Origin of the sequence: Rhodococcus sp. (in: high G+C Gram-positive bacteria) (assembly GCF_049286785.1) — a bacterium.
GTDB lineage: Bacteria > Actinomycetota > Actinomycetes > Mycobacteriales > Mycobacteriaceae > Rhodococcus_F.
Genome location: NZ_JBAQEO010000395.1, coordinates 28,718 through 48,641 on the forward strand (window position 1 = coordinate 28,718; position 19,924 = coordinate 48,641).

Below are 19,924 nucleotides of genomic sequence, written 5' to 3' on the forward strand. Positions count from 1 at the left end.
TGTGCCCGTCGTCCGGAAGGTCGTGGATCTGTCACACACCATCGGTGACGGAATGCCGGTGTATCCCGGCGATCCGGTGCCGACGCTGACCCGGCACTGCACCATCGAGCGCGACGGCTACAACGTGCTCGAGATTCGGGTGGGCTCGCAGTCCGGCACGCACGTCGACGCTCCGGCACATCTGGACCCGGCGGGCGCCACCATCGACCGCCTGGCGCCGGAGTTGTTCGTGGGCAGGGGCGTCGTCTTCGATCTCCGCGGATTGCCCGCCCGGCAGCGGATTACCCGGGACCTGCTCGTGAGCCGCTGCGAAGAGGTGCGGCATGGCGACATCGCCCTGTTCCACACCGGATGGGCTCGTCACTACGGGAGCGACGCCTACTACACCCATCCCTTCCTCGATCCGGCGGCGTGCGAGTTCCTCCTCGAGCAGGGAGTTCGGACGTTCTGCCTCGACGCACCGAGCATCGAAGAGTCTGCGGGAGCCGAGCCCGGCTATCCCGTTCACCACCTGATCGCGGATGCCGGGGGAGTGATCGGCGAGAACCTGTGCAATCTCGAGCAGATCGACTTTCCCGATCCGCTGGTAAGTCTGCTCCCGATCAAGCTCGAAGCCGGTGACGGTGCCCCGACCCGAGCGGTGGCCATGCAGCTCGCTGCGGAGTGATCAGGATCGAGCCGCCCCGATCCTGGCGCGCAGATGGGTGAGCGCGCGGTGCTGGGCCACACGGACGGCGCCCGGGGTGGTCTGTAGGGCATGTGCGGTCTGCACCGCGGACATCCCCGCGACGACGCGCATGAAGAGGACCTGCCGGTGACGGGCGGGCAGGGTGCCGAGGAGCCGGCTCATGTCTTCACTCATCTCACGTCTCAGTACGTGATGCTCGGGGCCGTCCTCGGGCTCCGAGGTACGGTGCGCGGCCGTGGTCTGTGCGGTGGGGAGGAACATGCGGTTCGCGCGACGGCGCGTATCGGCCACCTTGTGTGAAGCGATACCGAAGATGAACGACAGCAGCGTCTTTCCCTGATCCTGGTAGGTACGTAGTGCGCTCATCAGTGCCACGCAGACCTCCTGGGTGACATCTTCGGCGGTGGTGTGCGGGTGCTCGGCCGACTCGAGCCTGCCTGCGCAGTAGCGGTGAACGACGGGGTGGGCGATGCGCAGAACCTCCCCGACGGCGTCCGGGTCACCGGCCGCGGCGAGGGGTGCGAGACGTTCCAGTTCCTGTCTGACGTCCGAAGAGACGTTGTGGTCCAGTTCGATCATCGTGTACTCCCTGTTCGGTGGCTGCTTCAAGCGTCGGGCGAACGGGAGAAACCGAGTAGGCACCGAAGGGTGAGAAGTGGACACCCCTTCTGTAGAAGTCCATAGCGGGATCTAGGACACGCGCTAGATGAGCGCAGATTCGGTGAGAGAAGTTGTTACCTTCGTGGCCATGGACCCCGTCCGGAACCCGTACGCGCCCGGCGCGGGACAGCGCCCGCCGGAACTCGCGGGACGAACGAAGCAACTCGACGCGTTCGATGTGGTGCTCGAGCGGATCGCTCGCGGTCGCCCGGAACGCAGTGTGGTGCTGACAGGTCTGCGCGGGGTCGGGAAGACGGTGCTGCTCAATCACCTGCGCTCCGCCGCCATTTCCCGGCGGTGGGGGACGGGCAAGATCGAGGCGCGCCCCGATCAGGACCTGCGGCGCCCGTTGTCGTCGGCACTGCACATGGCGGTTCGGGAGATCGCGAGTTCGCACCGCGACCCCGACCGGGTCGAGGAGTTCCTGGGTGTTCTCAAATCGTTCGCCCTGCGCGCGACGGCGGACAAGGGAATGCGGGAGAGATGGCAGCCGGGTATCGACGCCCCGGCGGTGAGGGGACGCGCGGATTCGGGCGACATCGAGATCGACCTGGTGGAACTGCTACTCGACGCGTCGTCACTGGCCCGGGACGTCGGTGTCGGTATCGCGCTGTTCATCGACGAGATGCAGGATCTCGGTGCGGCCGACGTGTCGGCCATCTGTGGTGCCTGTCATGAACTCAGCCAGGACGCCGCGCCGCTGATCGTGGTCGGCGCCGGGCTTCCGCATCTTCCCGCCGTGTTGTCGGCGTCGAAGAGCTACTCGGAACGGTTGTTCAGTTACCACCGGATCGACCGGTTGGACCGGGCGTCCGCGGACCGGGCGCTGATCGCCCCGGCCGAGCGGGAAGACGTGAAGTTCACCGACGAGGCGCTCGATGCGCTCTATGCGGCGGCGGACGGCTACCCGTATTTCGTGCAGGCCTACGGCAAGGCCACCTGGGATGTGGCCGCCGCCAGTCCCATCACCGACGAGGACGTGCGGGTGGCCGCACCCACCGCGGAGGAAGAACTGGCCGTAGGGTTCTTCGGTTCCCGCTACGAGAGGGCCACCCCCGCGGAGCGGGAGTACATGCGGGCGATGGCAGAACTCTCCGGCGACGACGGTCCCGTTGCCACAGCGTCGATCGCGACGGAACTGGGCCGCAAACCGGCGTCGCTGTCACCGGCGCGGGACGGGTTGATCAAGAAGGGCCTGATCTACTCGGCCGAGCGCGGATCGATCGGTTTCACCGTGCCGCACTTCGGTAAGTATCTACGCAGTCAGCACGACTGACGCACGTGCCGCTAGCGAAATCTAGGGGTATCTAGCAACCTCGCAAGATTCACGAATAGAATCATCACGTCCGCTTTGGGCTGATTCCGCAGCCGGCCGCAGGCGTTACATGAAGATGTCTCGCCGTACACTCGGCGCGGATGAATCAGCTGAGCTCGTTATGGGACCGCATGAGCGCGGTCAGTCCGGCCCCGCCGGCGTGGATCGTGCAGGTCGCCGCGGTGATCGCCGTGATCCTCGTACTGGAACCGCACGCGTGGCGGATCACCCGCAACGTGGTGACCATCATCCACGAGTGCGCGCACCTCATCGTCGCGTTGCTCTTCGGCAGAAGACTGAAGGCTGTCCGGTTGCACTCGGACACATCGGGTGTCGCCATTTCGTCGGGGAAGCAGACCGGACTCGGCGTCGTGCTCATGACCTTCGCCGGCTACGTGGGGCCCGCGGTCCTCGGTCTCGGTGCGGCGTGGGTGCTCGGCATCCAGCATGCGATCGCAGTGCTGTGGATCGGGGTGGTGGCGATCGCGGCGATGCTGCTTCTCGTCAGGAACCTGTTCGGGCTGTTTTCCCTCACAGTGGTCGGCGCACTGCTGTTCGCACTCGTCTGGTTCGGGGCACAGGATCTTCAGGTGGCCGCGGCGTATCTGATCACGCTGTTCATGCTCGTCGCCGCACCACGACCGGTCCTGGAACTGCAGCGCCAGCGCGCTCGGGGAAGCGCGCCGGAGTCGGATGCCGATCAACTCGCCCGGCTGACCCATGTCCCGGGCATCGTCTGGGTAGTCCTGTTCTTGTCGGTGACCGTGGCCTGCCTGGTGCTCGGCGGCTGGTGGATTCTCCGGCCGGTCGGCGGCTGACTCTCGCGGGGAACTCCTCGTCGACCAGAGATCAGGCCACTTCGTGTTCGCCGCCCGCCGCCACCCTGCGCAGGCCGCGGTAGGCGCCTTCGGGGGTTTGCCGTCCCGCGACCACGGCCTCGACCTCGGCGGCGATGGGCATGTCGACGTGGTAGTCGCGGGCCAACTCCATCACGGTCGGTGCCGTCTTGACCCCCTCGGCAACCTGTCCCAGTTCGGCGACCGCTTCCTCGACGGTCAGCCCGCGGGCGATGGCCTCGCCGACGCGCCGGTTGCGTGAGCTCGGGCTGATGCAGGTGGCGATGAGGTCGCCCACACCGGTGAGACCCGCGAACGTGCGGGAATCGGCGCCCATCGCCTCTCCCAACCTGGTCATCTCGGCGAGTCCCCGGGCAAGGACCATCGCCCGCGTGTTGTCCCCCACACCGAGTCCGTCGGCCATGCCCGACGCGATGGCCACGATGTTCTTGAGCACTCCGCCGAGTTCGCACCCCAGCACATCGGTGTTGCGGTAGACGCGAAATACCTTGGACGCGAACAACGGTTGCAGTGCCGTGGCCACCCGGACGTCCTGGGTGGCGACGACGGACGCGGCAGCGAGTCCGTTGATGATCTCGCGGGCGATGTTCGGGCCGGCGAGGAGCCCGACCGGGTGCCCGGGCAGGCATTCCGCGATCACCTCGGTAGGCCGTAACCGCGTACCCGGCTCGAGGCCCTTCGCCAACGACAGCACCGGGACCCATGCCCGCACCTCGTTGGTGATCTGGGCGAGGGTGCTCCGGACTGCATGCGAGGGAACACCCACCACCAGCACGTCTGCCTCATGTGCCGCCTCAACCAGGTCGGCGGTGGCCCGCATCGATTCAGGCAGAACGTGGTCGCCGAGATATCGGGAATTGCGGTGGTCGGAGTTGATCTCGTCCGCGACCTCCGCGGTGCGGGCCCAGAGAAGGGTGGGGGTGTTGTGGGCGGCCAGGGTTGCCACCGTGGTTCCCCACGAACCGGCGCCGAGCACCACGACGCGTACCGGTCGGGCCATCACCGATCACCCCTTCGACTGGAGCCACCTAACGGGTCCACCTTGTCACCCGGAGCCGGAACGCGTCGGACGATTCGCGAAGTCGCCTCAGTCGGTCCGCTTGCGGGCGGTGACGAGGAGGTACTCCCACTCCATCACCATTTCCGCGTTCTCCTGCCTGTGGCGTTCGGCCAGTGCGGACAGTTCGCGATCCAGGGCCGCAACCCGGTCGGGGTCGCCGGCGATGTTCTTGTACACGGCGATCGTGGGACCGTAGCGTTGCTTGAAGTAATCGCGGAACGCGTCGGGCGTGTCGAAGAGGTCGACGCGCAGGGTCTGCCGTCGCGCCGAGAAGTCGGTGACCCGGTCGCCCATCAGGGTCCGGACGTGATCTTCGCTTCCCCACAGCGGTGGCGGCTGCGCTCCGGGCGGCGGGGCGGGCGCGTACGGCTTCATCACCGCGAACATTTCACCGATGAATCCGGTGGGCGTCCAGCTGAGGAGCCCGATGGTGCCGCCCGGCTTGCACACCCGGACGAGTTCGTCGGCGCTCGGCTGATGGTGCGGGGCGAACATGACTCCGACACAGGACATCACGGTGTCGAACTCGTTGTCGCCGAACGGCAGCGCTTCGGCGTCGGCCTGTTTCCACTCCAATTCCACGCCGTGCTCGGCGGCCTGTCGCCGTCCCGGCTCGAACAGTTCGGGAGTGAGATCCGAGGCGACGACGGCCGCACCGGCCAGCGCGGCGGGGATGGCGGCATTGCCGGATCCCGCCGCGACATCGAGCACCCGGTCGCCGCGTCGTATCGCGCACGCCCCGACCAGAGTTCGGCCGAGGTCCGAGATGACGTCGGATGCCAGGGTGGGGTAGTCCCCGAGCGCCCACATGGCGCGGTGCTTGTTCTTCAGTTCGTGGTCCTCCACGATCATGTTGATGCCGTTGCTCATATCGGTCCTTTCGGTCGGCGGACATGCACGGTGTTCTTCCGCGTTCCACCTTCGACGGAGGGCACCGGCGGGCACAGCCACCCTGGGGGTAAGTTTCCGGCCCCCTTCATGCGCGTCGACCGTGCTCGGTCAACCCTCCTCTCGAAACTGCGCAGCGAGTTCACTGCGCGAGCGGATCCCGAGCTTCGCGTAGACACGGGTCAGGTGGTACTGCACCGTCTTCACCGACAGGAAGAGTTCGCCCGCGGCTTCCTTGTTGCTTGCGCCGGCAGCAACGAGTTCGGTGACCGCCCGTTCCTGGGGAGTCAGTTCGGCGAGCGTGAATGCGCTGCGCTTGATGTTGAGGCCGCCTGCCTTGAGTTCACGGTCGCAACGCTGCACGTACGAGGTGGCCCCGAGAGCGGAATAGCCCTCGCGTGCCGCCTGGATCACGGCGTCGGCGTCACGGCGTTTTCCCGCTCGTCTCAGCGTCTGGCCATACGCGAAATTCACCCGGGCACGGTCGTACGGGAGGGGCAGCGCATCCAGTTGCGCCAAGGCATCCTCGAAGGCCCTCCGGGCTGCCTCGATGTCGCCGCGGGCTCCGATGACGCGGCCGCGCGCGTAGCCGAGGCGGGCCATGGCGGATCGGTGACCACGCTCGGCTGCCCGCTGCTCATGGGGCACGAGGAAGGCGTCGGCATCGTCCACCCGGCCGGCCATCACCAGCGCATTCGCATAGACATCGGGCCAGGGCCAGAATCCGGGTTCGTCGATTCCTTCGCGTGGCTGCATGCGTGCGATCGGCTCGAGCGCCCTGATCACCGTGAGGTAGTCGGCCTCGACCTCCGCGCATTGGGCCCGGGCGAGCGAGAACGGGATGAACATGATCGGGTAGTCGTGAGCGCTCGCACCGGCCAGCCGCAGATGCTCATGGGCTGCGGGCCAATTGCCGCGCAACGCATGCGTCTGCGCGCCCGTCCAGTGCACGAGCGGCCGGACCAGATCGAGGGCCACGTCGTCGATCTGGCGGGCGGCACGCGACACGGTGTCGATGGCGTCGTCCCAGTCTCCGAGGACGAACTGGGTACGGGCCAGCCAGGCCTGCGCCCACAGGGAAATGCGGACCGAGCCCATCCGGAACGCGGTCGGCACGGCACTCTCGAGTTCCCGGCGTGCCGATTCGGGGTCGTCGAGAGCCAGGTCCAGCCAGCCGCGTGCCATCTCGAATCGCTGAGATTGCGCGCCGCGCGCAACCTTGGCGGACAAATCGTCGTACGCGACGCGTGCTTCCTCGACGCGTCCCGTTGCCGCCAGACCGAGGCCCATGACGGCCGCCGATTCGACGGCGGACGGGTCACCCGGGTCGACCAGGGCAACTGCACGACGACCCCACTCGACCAGGTCGGGGCCGTGCCAGCGAGACAGCGAATCGAGCACCCGGCGCTGGCAGATCACGGCCGCTGTCGCCGGATCGTTCTCCGGCTCGGCCGCCGCCCACGCCTGATTCAGGAGCAGGTCGGCCTCCGCGGGACGACCCCGCAGGATCGCCAGGTAACCGAGGACCGAGTCCCGCAGCGGGCTTGGCGGAAAGCTCTCGATCTCGGGGGCGAAGGCCAATGCCTGAGGAAGATTGCCCGCCCCGACGAGCGCGTCGACCGCGCGGATCAGCCGCCGCTCACGGACCGTCCGGTCGGCGGTGATCCGACTCGATTTGATCAGTGCATCCGCAACGGTCGACCACGCACCCATCTCCGCGCGATGTACGGCGAAACGGTCGAGTTCGTCTGCGAGCCCGGCGTCGCCGAGCGGGGTGGCCGCGGCGAGATGGTCGAGGCGCTCACCTTCGTCCTCCACGATCTCTGCGGCGCGTCGATGCAGCTCACGGAGCCGAAGGGGCGGCAGATGCAGATACACCGCGGCCCGGGTGAGGGGAGAAGGAAAGGCGAGTACGGCCACCCCGCGTCTCGCGGTCAGGTCGAGCAGACCGCGGCGATGCGCCTCGTCGAGGGCCTCGAGAGGATGCTCGATTGCGGCGAGTTCGGTCGCGTACGCGAACAGCGACTCCTCGGCGAACACGGCTGCCGACTCGACCAACGTCCGGGTGGGGTGTGAGCAGCTCGAAAGGTGCGCAAGCACAGTAGCCGCGAAGGTACGAGGAACGGGGAGGACGGACTTCCAGCGTCCCCATTCGGTGGGATCGACCTCGCGGAGGAGCTGTCTGAGGTGCCGCGGGTTGCCCCCGGTGTGCCGGGCGAGTTGCCGTGCCACGGGTGCCGGCAGATCGACATGGGCCACCGTGTCGGCGAGCCGGCGGACCGCGGTTTCGTCCAAAGGGCCGACGTGGATGCGTCGGCGATGCCGGTCGAGGATGTCGAGAACCTGCGGATCCACCTTCTCGGGTGGTTCGGAGGTGGTGATCAGGACGATCAGGGCAGGCTGGTGGATCTGGTGGACGGCCGACGTCATCGCCTGGAGTGACGGGAGATCGGCCCAGTGAGCATCATCGAGGACCACGACGAAAGGCTGATCGGCGGGCACGGCCGAGGCGACCGAACCGAATTCACGGGCGACATCCAGCGGATCCGTCGCGGCGAGCGGGGCACGGAGCAGCTGTTCTGCAACCCAGAACCGATGGTTCGACGCCCACTCCACACACGTCGCGAAGAAGCTCGGCACCTCGGGGTGCGCATCCAGAAAACTCTCCACCAGGGTGGTCTTCCCGATGCCGGGCGCACCGTCGACCACCGCAACGACAGGGCCTCGCGCGCCGGTCTCACGCAGGAAAGATTCCAGCAGGTCCCGCTCGGTAGAACGTCCGACGAGGTCGATGCTGCCCGAATCACTCACATCTCTCACCGTAACGCCGGAGCGGAAACGCGGGATCGCTTCTGCCCCGGGTTGCAGGTCCGATCCGTCGCCCGCCGTCTGCCGAAAGTCTCTCTGCAGATCAGCGACACTCGTGTACGGCGTCACCACACCGCCTTCGGTAACGATCCGCTGCGTGCGGCCAAAGTTACGCATGGTGCGCCTGCTGTCATAGATACTGCACCGGTGATGCCGACCAAACGAACCTGCTTTTCCGCCATATCGATGGTGATGCTCGCTGTCGCAGGCTTGCTGGTCGCGGCCCCGGGGAGCAGCGGCGCCGCACCGCCCGCCTGGCGATACACGATGGTGGCGTTCAGCAACGCCAGCGACCGCGACATGGATGTCTACGAGTCGGGGGACGCCACTCAATTCCAACCCGTCCGACTGTCGGCGTTTCGGCCCCCGTCGGGGCTGGTGCGTGACCCGAGCATCTTCCGGCACACGGACGGGTTCTATTACGTCACCTACACAACAGTCGACGGGGCGAACATCGGCTTCGCACGCAGCAGTGACCGCACCAACTGGACGCCCCTGGGGTCCTGGCCGGTCCCGTTCTGCTGTGCCTTCCTGCCGGGCACGGGGGACGGCACGGGTTCTGCCAGCCCGCCGGGCTTCTCGGGGTCGGCCGGGTTCAAGGACGGACCGTCACTGTCACCGTTCACCACGAAAGCCTGGGCGCCCGAATGGTTCGTGGACGGCGACCGCGTCAACGTCATCCTGTCGCTGTCGACCGGTGGAGGATTCGTGCCGTATCTGATGACGGCGCTGGAACCATCGCTCAGGTTGTGGAGCCCGCCTGTTCCGCTCGCCGGGATCGGCGCGGACCACATCGACACCACCGTGGTCAAGGTGGGATCGACCTATCATGCGTTTACCAAGAACGAGACGAAGAAGGTCATCGAGCATGCGGTCGCGTCGTCGGTGACGGGACCCTATTCATTCGTCCCGCCTGGAAATTGGGGCTCGCTGCTGGAGGGCCCAGCCCTGGTTCAGTTGCCGAACGACGCCTGGCGGATATATCTCGACGCCTATACCGAAGGAAAGTATCTCTATTCCGACAGCACGGATGGGCTGAACACCTGGTCGCCCGTACAAGAGCTTCCAGGCCTTTCCGGGTCGGTTCGCCATTTCGGCGTGATGAGAGAGCCGGCATAACGACGACTCGGTGACGGTCACGTCGTCAGCAAACGCCAGAGTCCGATCAGACCGAGGACGACGATCGCCGCACGCAACACGGCGGGGGACAGGCGGCGCCCGTAGCGCGCACCGACGACACCACTGTTGCCTCCGCCGTTGCCGCCGCCGTTGATGACGGTAACCTCGAAGATGCCGTAGCCAGGATTCAGGACGGTGATGGATGGCAATAGCGCAACTTTCGTATACATTCCCTTTGCCGGCTAACGCTTGTCCCGCGACGCGCGTTCGATCTTCGATTGCTTCGCGCAGCAGCAGCAGTTCGAGGAACACCACTAGGCGTAAAGGATCTGGTGTCGGTTATGGCGACGGAGACGAACTCCACCAAGTTGGAGCGGGTTGCGATTCGCTTCGCAGGCGACTCGGGCGACGGTATGCAGTTGACCGGCGACCGCTTCACCTCCGAGGCTGCCGCTTTCGGCAACGATCTCGCGACCCAGCCCAATTTCCCGGCCGAGATCCGTGCCCCTCAGGGGACCCTGCCCGGCGTTTCGTCGTTCCAGATCCAGATCGCGGATTACGACATCCTGACAGCGGGTGATCGTCCCGACGTTCTGGTGGCGATGAATCCCGCCGCGCTGAAAGCGAATCTCGCCGACCTTCCTCGCGGCGGAACGATCATCGTCAACACCGACGAGTTCACCAAGAGGAACCTGTCCAAAGTCGGGTATGCCGCCAGTCCGCTGGACGACGACTCGTTAGCGGACTACGTGGTGCATCAGGTGCCGATGGCAACGTTGACGGTCGGTGCGGTGGAACCGGCCGGCCTGAGCCGCAAGGACGGCGAACGAGCGAAGAACATGTTCGCGCTCGGCCTCCTCTCCTGGATGTACAACCGGCCCACACACAGCATCGAGCAGTTCCTCCGGACCAAGTTCGCCGCGAAACCGCAGGTCGCCGAGGGGAATCTCCTGGCCTTCAGGGCGGGGTGGAATTACGGGGAGACCACCGAGAGCTTCGCGACCACCTACGAGGTTGCCGCGGCGACGTTGCCGCCGGCAACCTATCGCCAGGTCACCGGCAACACGGCTCTTGCCTACGGCGTGGTCACCGCCGGCCGACTCGCCGGGCGGGATGTCTTTCTCGGTACCTACCCCATCACGCCCGCATCGGACATCCTGCACGAGCTGAGCAAGCACCGGAATCTCGGCGTCACCACATTCCAGGCCGAGGACGAGATCGCGGGTATCGGCGCCGCGCTGGGTGCGTCGATCGGCGGGGCCCTGGGCGTCACCAGTACGTCCGGTCCGGGACTCGCACTGAAGAGCGAGGCGATCGGGCTCGCGGTGATGACGGAAGTTCCGCTGCTGGTGATCGACGTGCAGCGCGGCGGACCCTCGACCGGACTGCCGACGAAGACCGAGCAGTCGGATCTCCTCCAGGCGATGTACGGCCGCAACGGCGAGTCTCCGGTCGCGGTGATCGCCCCGCGCTCGCCGGCGGACTGTTTCGACGCCGCGGTCGAGGCGGCTCGGATCGCGATCACCTACCGCACGCCGGTGTTGCTGTTGTCCGACGGCGCCATCGCGAACGGCAGCGAGCCGTGGGCCATCCCCGACGTCGCGGACATGGAGCGGGTCGACCCCGACTGGGAAACCTCGCCGACGGAAGACGCAACGTTCCAGCCCTACGCACGCGACCGGGCCACCCTCGCACGGGCCATGGCGGTGCCCGGCACTCCCGGACTCGAACACCGTATCGGCGGTCTCGAGAAGGCCGACGGAAGCGGTGACATCTCGTACGATCCGGCCAACCACGATCTGATGGTGCGGCTGCGCCAGGCGAAGATCGACGGCATAACCGTTCCCGACGTGGTAGTGGACGACCCTTCGGGTGAGGCCGAGCTGCTACTGGTCGGCTGGGGCAGTTCCTACGGGCCGATCGGAGAAGCATGTCGGCGAGCGCGCCGAGAAGGCAAGAAGATCGCGCACGTCCAGCTGCGGAATCTGAATCCGCTGCCGGCGAATCTCGGCGAGGTACTGAAGAGCTACGCGACGGTAGTTGTTCCGGAAATGAACCTCGGACAATTGGCGATGATCCTGCGGTCGAAGTTCCTCGTCGATGCCCAGCCGGTCACCAAGGTGCAGGGTCTTGCCTTCCTCAGCGACGAATTGCACAAGGTCATCAACTCCGCGCTTGCGGGCACGCTGCGGGAGCAGGAACTCGCGAAGACCTCCGACGCCCTTGCGTCGGCCACCTATCGAACGCCCCGACCGCGGCAGGAGGAATCGGCGTGACAGAGATGATCAGTCGTGTCGGCGAGGATCTGGGACTCAGTGCCACAGCCGACGTCCCCAAGACCGACGAAGCACAGAAGGCCAAGGACTTCACCACGGACCAGGAGGTCCGCTGGTGCCCCGGCTGTGGCGACTACGTCATCCTCGCGACCATCCGCAGCTTCCTGCCCGAGCTGGGATTGCGGCGCGAGAACATGATGTTCGTATCGGGTATCGGATGTTCGAGCCGGTTCCCCTACTACCTCGACACCTATGGTCTGCATTCGATTCACGGGCGGGCTCCGGCCATCGCGACGGGGCTTGCGGTGACGCGACCGGACCTGTCGGTGTGGGTGGTCACCGGTGACGGTGACGCGCTCTCGATCGGCGGCAATCACCTCATCCACGCGCTCCGCAGGAACGTCAACATGACAATTCTGTTGTTCAACAACAGGATCTACGGACTGACCAAGGGGCAGTATTCGCCGACCTCGGAAGTCGGCAAGGTCACCAAGTCCACGCCGCACGGGTCCGTGGACCACCCGTTCAACACGCTCTCCCTCGCTCTCGGCGCGGAGGCGACCTTCGCCGCCCGTGCTCTCGACTCGGACCGCAAGGGTTTGACGGCGGTGCTGCGAGAGGCGGCAGCCCACCGTGGCACGTCGTTCGTCGAGATCTACCAGGACTGCCCGATCTTCAACGACGGGTCGTTCGACGTGTTGCGTAAGGAGGGCTCGGAGCAGAGGCTCATCCCACTGGTGCACGGGGAGCCCATCGTGTTCGGTCGTGACGGCGAATACTGCGTGGTACAAAAGGGATTCGGGCTGACGGTGCAAGCGACGGCGGACGTCGTCAGTGCCGACATCGTCGTCCACGATGCGCACACCGACGACCCCGAATACGCACAGGCACTGGCGCGACTGTCGGACCAGGACCTGACCCACACGGTCACAGGCGTGTTCCGCAGTGTTGTTCACGATACGTACGACGACATGGTTCGTCTGCAGAACGAATTGGCGAAGGAGAGCGACCCGGTGGACGAGGGATCGCTGCAGCGCCTGCTGACCGGTCGCGACACCTGGACCGTCCAACGATGACCCTCTACGACGGCAGGGGTGTATTCACGATGGACGTGCCCTCGACAGCCGTAGTGGTCGCTGCCGAGGTCTCCTGCCGCGGCACGAAGAACGTCACGGACGCTCCCAGCACTGCGATGCCCGCGAAGACGTAGAACGCCACCTGACTGCTGATGCCGGCGCTGAGCAGTGCGCCGCCGATGAGGGGGCCGAAGATGCCGCCGAGCCGGCCGAATCCGGCGCACCACGCCACCCCGGCGCCGCGTGCGGAGGTGGAGTAGTAGTTGGAGACGAATCCGCAGATGAGGACCTGGGTACCGATGGTGCCGACACCGGCGATCGCCACCGAGACGAGCAGCACCGGAAGCGGGAAGCCGAGGGTGAGCAGAATCAGTGCGAGGGCGGCGAGACCGAAGGTGGTGGCGACCACCCGTTGCGGGCCGGTGATGTCCGCAACCTTCGACGCTGCGAGGCCACCGAGGATGGCGCCGCCGTTGAGTACGAGCAGGAACGACAGCGAACCTTTGGCGTTGTACCCGGCGTCCTCCATGATCTTCGGCAACCAGGTGTTGAGGCCGTACGTGAGAAGCAGTCCCGAGAAGCTCATCAGACCGAGAAGCGCAGTGCCCCAAGCGTACCGGCGGGTGGCGAGGGCGGCGAAGCCCACCTTCTCGACCGACGCCCGCTCAGCTGCGATCTCCTCCGCGTTCGGCATCGGGATTCCGGTGCGGTCCGAGATCCGCTGCGCCTTCTCCTCCTGTCCGCGGGCCACCAGCCACTTCGGCGATTCCGGCAGTTTCAGCAGCGCGAGGGGCAGCAGGAAGAGGATCGGGAGTGCGCCGATCCAGAAGAGTCCACGCCAGCCGATGGCGTCGCGGAGCACGATCGCGAGCAGGGAGGCGAGAACACCGCCGGCGGGGACGCCGCTGTAGACGATCGCGTTGTACAGGTTGCGCTTTCCTGCCGGTGCGAATTCCGCCACCATCGCGCCTGCGGTGGCGACGAGGCCACCTACACCGATGCCGGTCAGGAAGCGGAGTAACCCGAACATGGTGACGCTGGTGGCCGTCGCAGCCAGCGCCATGCCGATGGAGAACCAGGCGATGTTGATCAGCATCATGCGTCGTCGGCCCAGATAGTCACCGACCGCACCGGAGACGAGCGCTCCGACCATGACGCCGATGAGCGCGTAGGAGCCGAGGGCGCCGGCCTGTTGGGCTGAGATCTCACCGAGCTGGCTCGCATCGCTCATCAGGGTGGGGAGGATGGTGCCGTACACCACCAGGTCGTATCCGTCGAAGATGATGGCGATGGTGGCGATGGCAACGATCCACGTCACCGCGCTCCGATGCCGGGGGCCGGCCCAGGTGTCACGGTCGGTAGTGCCGGGTGGGGTCATGAGGTTCTCCGCTCGATGTGTGTGACGGGGGACTTCTTCGGGACGTGAAGTGTGCTGTATCACAAACGAATTCAGGGACAACAATGCCTCACCGGTGGGTCGGTTCGACCGGACCCACCGAGTGAGGCCGTTGTGGAGAGACTTGGGGTTACCCCAGATCACCACCGGCGACGGGAAGAACCGTGCCGGTGATGTACGAGGCCTCGTCCGAGGCGAGGAAGAGGATGGCCGCAGCCTGTTCGTCCAGCGTGCCGTACCGCTTCAGCAGCGAGGAGTCGACGGTCTGATCGACGATCTGCTGGTACCAGATCTTCTCCTGCTCGGTTTCGACGCCGGGGCCCCGGGGAACCCGTCGCGGTGGTGCTTCCGTTCCACCGGGTGCGGTGGCCACCACGCGAATTCCGTACTGCGCCGCCTCGAGTGCGAGCGACGCGGTGAGGGCGTTGACGCCGCCCTTCGCGGCGGCGTAGGGCACGCGGTTCACGCCGCGCGTCGCTACCGACGACACGTTGACGATGGTGCCCGACTGCTGTGCGATGAGGTGGGGCAGCACGGCCCGGCAGGTCCACAGGGTCGGGAACAGCGACCGCTGGACCTCGGCCTGGATCTGGTCGGCGGTGTAGTGCTCGTAGGGTTTGGCCCAGATGGTGCCGCCCACGTTGTTGATCAGGATATCGAGCCTGCCGTGCTGCTGATGCGCCTCGTCGATGGCGGCCTCCGCGCCGGCGAACTGCTCGAGGTCAGCCGTGATGCCGTGTGCCTCACTGCCGTTCTCGCGCAACTCTTTCGCGACGTCGTGGACCAGCTCGGCACGGTCGATCAGGATCACCGATGCGCCCTCGGCGGCGACGCGGGTGGCGACCACCAGGCCGATGCCCTGGGCTGCGCCGGTGACCGCGACGACCTTGCCGTCGAAACGGTGGGCGTAGATCGCCCCGCTCACGAGACCCGGCTCGCTTCCATCGCACGCTTCATGGTGGCCTTCGCGTGGTCGCTGTGATTGAGGATGAGCTCGCGTGCCGTGGCACGATCGCCCCTCTCGAACGCCGCGACGATGTCCAGGTGTTCGGTGGTGATGTTCTCGTCGACCCAATCGGAAGTATGGAGCACATTCGTCATGAGCTGGGTGACCTCGAGCTTGTTGTACGCCTCGAGGAGAACGTCATTGGAGGTGCAGCGGAACAGGAACTCGTGGAACGCGGCATTGGTCTCGGTGAAGGCACCGGCATCGGTGAAGCGATCCTTGTCGATCGAGGCGCAGGACGCCTCGGCGAGCATGCGGTACTCGAGCAGTTGCTCGGGCGTCATGCGTCCGATCGTCAGCTCCATCGCACCCAATTCGAGTGCCATCCGCGCGTCGAACTGCGCATCGGACTCCGACAGAGGAGCGTGCTCCTCGCCGATCTCGTAATTATCCTGCGCGGCGGCCGAATCGGCGCCCAGCGAGACCGGGAGGCCGGCGGAGGTCGCCGCATTGTTGAACTTCTCGAAGTAGAAGTTGGCCGGGGTGATCCCCTCGTTCTTCAGGTGATCGCGCACCGCCTCCACCATGGGCGGGGGCCCGCACAGGTAGACGTCCACGTCACCGTCATTGAGGTGATGCGGCTGGAACAGCGAGGTGACGTATCCCTTGTTGGGGGCACTGCTCGCGTCGTCGGAGACGCAGTAGTCGAACGTGAACTTCGGCAACGCAGCCGAATACGCTTCGAGCTTGTCCAGTTCCACGAGATCGGCGTCGGTCGACACACCGTAGACGAGGTGCACGGGATGCTCCGCTGCCGTGTCCTGCATCTTCTCCAGGATGGACAACAGTGGCGCCAGGCCGGTCCCGCCCGCGAGGAGCAGTGCGGGACGCTTCTGCTCGCGGAGGAAGAAGCTGCCCATCGGGCCGGTGAACTCGAGTGTGTCACCCACCTGGGCGCGGTCGCGCAGATACTCCGACATGAGGCCACCGTCGGTGATCTTCACCAGGAAGGACAGCTTGTCCGAGTTCGGGCCTGTGCTGAACGAGTACGACCGGGTGGCCGACGTTCCGGGCACCGTGACGTTCACGTACTGGCCCGGCAGAAAGACCAGATCGTCGCGGCCCTCGATCTCGATCGTGAACCCGATGGTGGTGTCGGAGAACTTCCGGATGTCGGTGACCGTCGACGTGTACGTGCCGGCGGCAGTCTTGGCGACATCGGACGTCGTCGGGATCTGCAGCACCAGATCGCTTTCCGGCATCATCTGGCAGGGCAGGCAGAACCCCTGCGCCGCCTCGTCGTCCGTGAGGGCCTCGTCGATGTAGTCGCCGCCGTCGAACGTGCCCGTCTCGCAGAACGACTTACAGGTTCCGCAGGCACCGTCTCGGCAGTCGAGAGGAATGTTGATCCGCGCGCGGTAGGACGCGTCGGCGACCGTCTCGTCGCCGTCACACTTGATGAAGCGGGTGATCCCGTCCTCGAAACTCAGTGCAACTTGAAAAGTCATGGAACAGCTCGATTCGAAAATAGTGAAGAGATCAGATGTGGTAAATGTCGACTACGTGATGGATGTAGTCGTTCTTGAGCACAACCTTCTTCTTCATGATCAGAGGCTGCTCACCGGAGAAATCGATTGTGTAGAAGGACGTCCCGAAGTACGTGTCCACCGTGTTGTACCGGAAATAGAGGGTGAACCAGTTGAATCGGACGTCCACGACGTCGCCGCGTGATTCCACGACCTCGACGTTGGTGATGTTGTGGCCGGTGCGGGGTTCGGGCAGGCTCGTCGCGCTCGAGCGATCGGTCTTGATCCGGAACACCCGGTCCTCGATGCCGCCCCGGTTCGCGTAGTAGATCAGCGAGATCTCGGTCATCGGGTCGGTGGTGAGTTCACCGTCATCGGCCCAGGCGGGCATCCAGAACTCGGAGTCGGGGTGGTAACACTCGATCCACTTCTCGAAATCGCGGTCGTCGAGGTGGCGCGCCTCGCGGTAGAGGAACTGCTCGATGTCGTGCTGTGTCACGATGGTTTCGGTTACTGCGGTCATGATCGTCGCCCTCCTCAGCGGTTGTCGTTCTCGGCATCGAGCGCCCGGTTGTCGTTCTCGGCATCGAGCGCTCTGCTCAGCGTCTGCACCCAGTAGCTGTGCTGGATCGGGTACAGGCCCTCGTCCTCGGTCTTCACACCGCTGGAGATGGGGTTGATTCCGATCTTCTTCGCGTGCTCGTCCGGTCCCTGCAGTTGATGCGTAACGCCACGGCTCAGATCGTTGAACGGGGCGGCGCCGGCCTGATACGTCTTCTGGCAGGACCGGAATTCCTCGAGGTCGTCGGGGGTGGCCATGCCGGTGGCGTTGAAGAAGTCCTCGTACTGGCGGATACGGGCGGCCCGCGCAGTGGGGCTCTCACCCTTGGGGGCGATGCAGTAGATCGTGACCTCGGTCTTGTCGACGGAGATGGGGCGGAAATGCCGGATCTGTGAACCGAACTGGTCCATCAGATACACGTTCGGGTAGAGGCACAGGTTGCGGGAGACGCCGATCATCCAATCCGCGCGATCCTCGCCGTACCGGGCGACCAGTTCGTCGCGGCGCTCGTTGAGCGGACGGTTGGCGGGGTCGGCCCACTTCGTCCACAACAGGAGATGGCCGTTGTCGAACGAGTAGTAGCCGCCTTGCTGCTTCGACCACTTGCCGGCGTCCATGGCCTTGGTGGGGTTGGTCGATTCACCGGATTCGCGGCGCGACGTGGTGGCGGCGTAGTTCCAGTGGGTGGCGGAGACGTGGTACCCGTCGGCACCGTTCTCGGTCTGCAACTTCCAGTTGCCGTCGTACGTGTACGTGGATGCGCCGCGCAGCACCTCGAGTCCTTCGGGCGACTGGTCCACGATCATGTCGATGATCTTGGTGGTGTCGCCGAGGTGCTCCTCGAGGGGTGCAACGTCCGGATTCAGGCTGCCGAACAGGAAACCGCGGTAGTTCTCGAAACGCGCCACCTTGGTGAGGTCGTGCGAACCGTCCTTGTTGAACTGCTCCGGATAGCCGGCTTCGCGCGGATCCTTGACCTTGAGCAGTTTGCCGGAGTTGTTGAACGTCCAGCCGTGGAACGGGCAGGTGAAGGTGGTGCGGTTGTCGGTCTTACGCCGGCAGAGCATCGCGCCGCGGTGGCTGCACGCGTTGATGAGGGCATTCAGTTCGCCCTCTTTGTTGCGCGAGACGACGATGGGCTGACGGCCCATGTGCGTGGTGAAGTAGTCGCCGACGTTCGGGATCTGGCTCTCGTGAGCCAGGTAGATCCAATTGCCCTCGAAGATGTGCTTCATCTCGAGTTCGAACAGGTCCTCGTCGGTGAAGACGCTGCGTCGTACCTGGTAGCGGCCGGTTTCGGCATCCTCGATCAGCGCAGCGGACAGTTTGGTGCGAAGTTCGTTCTCTGCATCCAGGGTCGCGGTCATGGGAACCTCCAATCTCGGGCGATACGCCCGCACCCGGACGGGGTTGCGTCCGGCAATGGCTCCACTCTGGCAGTATGTGTCCCCGGTCACACTAGGCATTTATCCGGAGTTGATTAGGACCTTCGCCTCTATCAGAAGGTCCACGCGAAGCGGAAACGTCCGGCGACCTCGCCGGGGTGCTGCGAGCCGTACTCGGCGAACTCGTAGTTCCTGACCGCAAGGAATGCTTCGAGTGTCAGTGGACCGAACAGGTGGCGCGCGAGTGCCGATCCCTCGAGATTCTGGAGTATTTCGGTCGACCCGGTGGGAAGCGTCGTGACACCGAGTCGAACCCGCTCTTCCTCGGCGAGGCCGGTTGGATTGACCGACACTTCGGGAGGAAGTGGCAGCGCCTCGGTGAGACCGGCGTGGGCGGCGCCGAGAATCGCCGTGCTGCTCAGATAGACATTGGACGACGGATCGATCGGTTTGATCTCGATGTGCGCTCCGTAGGGGTTCCCGGAGTTCAGTGCGCACAATCGCACCGCCGCCTCCCGGTTCTCCAGACCCCAGCAGCGGTGCGCGCCTGCCCACATCGCCGGTTGCAGCCGAAGGTGTGAGAGGACGGATCCGGCAAACACTGCCATGAAGTCCGGCAAGGCGCGGACAATGCCCGCGATGACGCTGCCCCCTGCCGGGGTGAGGCCGTGCGGCCCCGTGCCGCCCGAGAGGATCGGCCGGTCTCCCTGCCGGAACGACACGTGCTGATGGGCGCCGTTTCCCACATCCCCGACGACTGGGACCGGTGAGAAAGATGCCCGAAGGCCGTGGGCGCGCGCAACTCGGCTGACGAGGATGCGGGCGAGGGTCGCATTATCGGCAGCTGTCACGGGATCGGCAGGGGCGATGGAAATTTCGAATTGGTTGCGCCCCGCCTCGGCGTGAATCTGCTCGATCGCCAGATCTGCGACGTCGGCTGCCTCGAGCAGGTCCCCGACGAACCGCTCCTTCTCGAGAACGGCATTCAACCCGTACGAGGACCACTCTTCGGTCACCGAGCCGAAGAGCGTGAACTCGAGCTCGTGCCCGATCTGGGCTGTGACGCCGGCTTCCGCCATCTCCCGGACGATTCGCTGCAATAACCACCGTGTGCACGTGAGCGCCGGCGTCCCGTCCTGCTCGAAGAGCCCCGCCGGTGCCCAGAACATGCCGTCCCCGAGATGACGCACGCGGTCGCGTTCGATCCGAAGCCGGAGGTCGCCCGTGACCGTGTGGGACGGGGTGAACGAGAGGTGGTCGTCGATGCAAAACACATTCCAACTCGGTGACGCACCCGCTCCA

16 protein-coding genes and 1 pseudogene are annotated in these 19,924 nt (G+C 65.5%); 6 read left to right on the forward strand and 11 right to left on the reverse strand.

Features of this window, described 5'->3' with window-relative positions; translation table 11 throughout:
- Position 1 precedes the first annotated feature (1 nt).
- Positions 2–667, forward strand: coding sequence for a cyclase family protein (locus WAW17_RS14825; RefSeq protein ID WP_422333711.1), 666 nt, complete (start codon positions 2–4; stop codon positions 665–667).
- Here WAW17_RS14825 and shbA read toward each other — a convergent pair whose 3' ends face one another.
- A complete protein-coding gene (shbA, locus tag WAW17_RS14830; RefSeq protein ID WP_422333712.1) occupies positions 668–1,267 on the reverse strand; it encodes an RNA polymerase sigma factor ShbA in 600 nt (199 codons plus the stop codon).
- A gap of 169 nt (positions 1,268–1,436) precedes the next feature.
- Here shbA and WAW17_RS14835 point away from each other — a divergent pair, with 169 nt between their 5' ends.
- On the forward strand, positions 1,437–2,624 hold the full coding sequence (locus tag WAW17_RS14835; protein WP_422333728.1) for an AAA family ATPase: 1,188 nt from the start codon (positions 1,437–1,439) through the stop codon (positions 2,622–2,624).
- A 140-nt stretch (positions 2,625–2,764) separates the two neighbouring features.
- Positions 2,765–3,481, forward strand: a complete 717-nt coding sequence (locus WAW17_RS14840) for a M50 family metallopeptidase (protein ID WP_422333713.1) — start codon at positions 2,765–2,767, stop codon at positions 3,479–3,481.
- 31 nt (positions 3,482–3,512) lie between these two features.
- On the opposite strand, the gene WAW17_RS14845 is transcribed toward WAW17_RS14840, so the two are convergent.
- From WAW17_RS14845 to WAW17_RS14855, 3 genes are all read right to left on the reverse strand, one after another.
- Positions 3,513–4,520: an NAD(P)H-dependent glycerol-3-phosphate dehydrogenase gene (locus tag WAW17_RS14845; protein ID WP_422333714.1), complete on the reverse strand. Its 1,008-nt coding sequence runs from the start codon at positions 4,518–4,520 to the stop codon at positions 3,513–3,515.
- A gap of 87 nt (positions 4,521–4,607) precedes the next feature.
- A complete protein-coding gene (locus WAW17_RS14850; protein ID WP_422333715.1) occupies positions 4,608–5,450 on the reverse strand; it encodes a class I SAM-dependent methyltransferase in 843 nt (280 codons plus the stop codon).
- Between the two features lie 129 nt (positions 5,451–5,579).
- Positions 5,580–8,279: a LuxR C-terminal-related transcriptional regulator gene (locus WAW17_RS14855; RefSeq protein ID WP_422333716.1), complete on the reverse strand. Its 2,700-nt coding sequence runs from the start codon at positions 8,277–8,279 to the stop codon at positions 5,580–5,582.
- A gap of 207 nt (positions 8,280–8,486) precedes the next feature.
- Between WAW17_RS14855 and WAW17_RS14860 the strand changes: the two genes are divergently transcribed.
- Positions 8,487–9,455 carry a glycoside hydrolase family 43 protein gene (locus tag WAW17_RS14860; RefSeq protein ID WP_422333717.1) on the forward strand — a complete coding sequence of 323 codons (969 nt, stop codon included), beginning with the start codon at positions 8,487–8,489 and terminating at the stop codon, positions 9,453–9,455.
- A 17-nt stretch (positions 9,456–9,472) separates the two neighbouring features.
- On the opposite strand, the pseudogene WAW17_RS14865 reads toward WAW17_RS14860, so the two are convergent.
- Positions 9,473–9,577, reverse strand: a pseudogene (locus tag WAW17_RS14865) (sulfite exporter TauE/SafE family protein); the annotation flags it as partial.
- 219 nt (positions 9,578–9,796) lie between these two features.
- Here WAW17_RS14865 and WAW17_RS14870 point away from each other — a divergent pair.
- Together WAW17_RS14870 and WAW17_RS14875 are read left to right on the forward strand one after the other, a co-directional pair.
- The gene (locus tag WAW17_RS14870; protein WP_422333718.1) at positions 9,797–11,731 is read left to right on the forward strand and encodes a 2-oxoacid:acceptor oxidoreductase subunit alpha; all 1,935 of its coding nucleotides are present in this window, start codon (positions 9,797–9,799) and stop codon (positions 11,729–11,731) included.
- A gap of 5 nt (positions 11,732–11,736) precedes the next feature.
- Positions 11,737–12,807: a 2-oxoacid:ferredoxin oxidoreductase subunit beta gene (locus tag WAW17_RS14875; RefSeq protein WP_422333729.1), complete on the forward strand. Its 1,071-nt coding sequence runs from the start codon at positions 11,737–11,739 to the stop codon at positions 12,805–12,807.
- A 4-nt stretch (positions 12,808–12,811) separates the two neighbouring features.
- Here the strand turns inward: WAW17_RS14875 and WAW17_RS14880 are convergent, their stop codons facing one another.
- The 6 genes from WAW17_RS14880 to WAW17_RS14905 all read right to left on the reverse strand — a co-directional run.
- Positions 12,812–14,185: an MFS transporter gene (locus tag WAW17_RS14880; protein ID WP_422333719.1), complete on the reverse strand. Its 1,374-nt coding sequence runs from the start codon at positions 14,183–14,185 to the stop codon at positions 12,812–12,814.
- Positions 14,186–14,333: 148 nt separating this feature from the next.
- Complete coding sequence (locus WAW17_RS14885) at positions 14,334–15,128, reverse strand: 1,6-dihydroxycyclohexa-2,4-diene-1-carboxylate dehydrogenase (protein ID WP_422333720.1); 795 nt, start codon at positions 15,126–15,128, stop codon at positions 14,334–14,336.
- Positions 15,125–16,657, reverse strand: a complete 1,533-nt coding sequence (benC, locus tag WAW17_RS14890) for a benzoate 1,2-dioxygenase electron transfer component BenC (protein WP_422333721.1) — start codon at positions 16,655–16,657, stop codon at positions 15,125–15,127. Before benC ends, WAW17_RS14885 begins: the two co-directional genes overlap by 4 nt.
- A 31-nt stretch (positions 16,658–16,688) precedes the next feature.
- Positions 16,689–17,198: a benzoate 1,2-dioxygenase small subunit gene (gene benB / locus WAW17_RS14895; RefSeq protein ID WP_422333722.1), complete on the reverse strand. Its 510-nt coding sequence runs from the start codon at positions 17,196–17,198 to the stop codon at positions 16,689–16,691.
- Positions 17,199–17,212: 14 nt separating this feature from the next.
- Entirely contained in the window at positions 17,213–18,604 is a 1,392-nt protein-coding gene (gene benA, locus WAW17_RS14900) for a benzoate 1,2-dioxygenase large subunit (protein ID WP_422333723.1), read from the reverse strand.
- Between the two features lie 131 nt (positions 18,605–18,735).
- Positions 18,736–19,924, reverse strand: a 1,189-nt coding sequence (locus WAW17_RS14905) for a glutamine synthetase (protein WP_422333724.1), incomplete at its 5' end; no start/stop codon positions are given.

Bases quoted from the DNA above. Each gene is read 5' to 3' on its own strand.
- shbA (WP_422333712.1), bottom strand. From the start codon at position 1,267: ATGATCGAACTGGACCACAACGTCTCTTCGGACGTCAGACAGGAACTG.
- WAW17_RS14835 (WP_422333728.1), top strand. From the start codon at position 1,437: ATGGACCCCGTCCGGAACCCGTACGCGCCCGGCGCGGGACAGCGCCCG.
- WAW17_RS14840 (WP_422333713.1), top strand. From the start codon at position 2,765: ATGAATCAGCTGAGCTCGTTATGGGACCGCATGAGCGCGGTCAGTCCG.
- WAW17_RS14845 (WP_422333714.1), bottom strand. From the start codon at position 4,520: ATGGCCCGACCGGTACGCGTCGTGGTGCTCGGCGCCGGTTCGTGGGGA.
- WAW17_RS14850 (WP_422333715.1), bottom strand. From the start codon at position 5,450: ATGAGCAACGGCATCAACATGATCGTGGAGGACCACGAACTGAAGAAC.
- WAW17_RS14860 (WP_422333717.1), top strand. From the start codon at position 8,487: ATGCCGACCAAACGAACCTGCTTTTCCGCCATATCGATGGTGATGCTC.
- WAW17_RS14870 (WP_422333718.1), top strand. From the start codon at position 9,797: ATGGCGACGGAGACGAACTCCACCAAGTTGGAGCGGGTTGCGATTCGC.
- WAW17_RS14875 (WP_422333729.1), top strand. From the start codon at position 11,737: ATGATCAGTCGTGTCGGCGAGGATCTGGGACTCAGTGCCACAGCCGAC.
- WAW17_RS14880 (WP_422333719.1), bottom strand. From the start codon at position 14,185: ATGACCCCACCCGGCACTACCGACCGTGACACCTGGGCCGGCCCCCGG.
- benC (WP_422333721.1), bottom strand. From the start codon at position 16,657: ATGACTTTTCAAGTTGCACTGAGTTTCGAGGACGGGATCACCCGCTTC.
- benB (WP_422333722.1), bottom strand. From the start codon at position 17,198: ATGACCGCAGTAACCGAAACCATCGTGACACAGCACGACATCGAGCAG.
- benA (WP_422333723.1), bottom strand. From the start codon at position 18,604: ATGACCGCGACCCTGGATGCAGAGAACGAACTTCGCACCAAACTGTCC.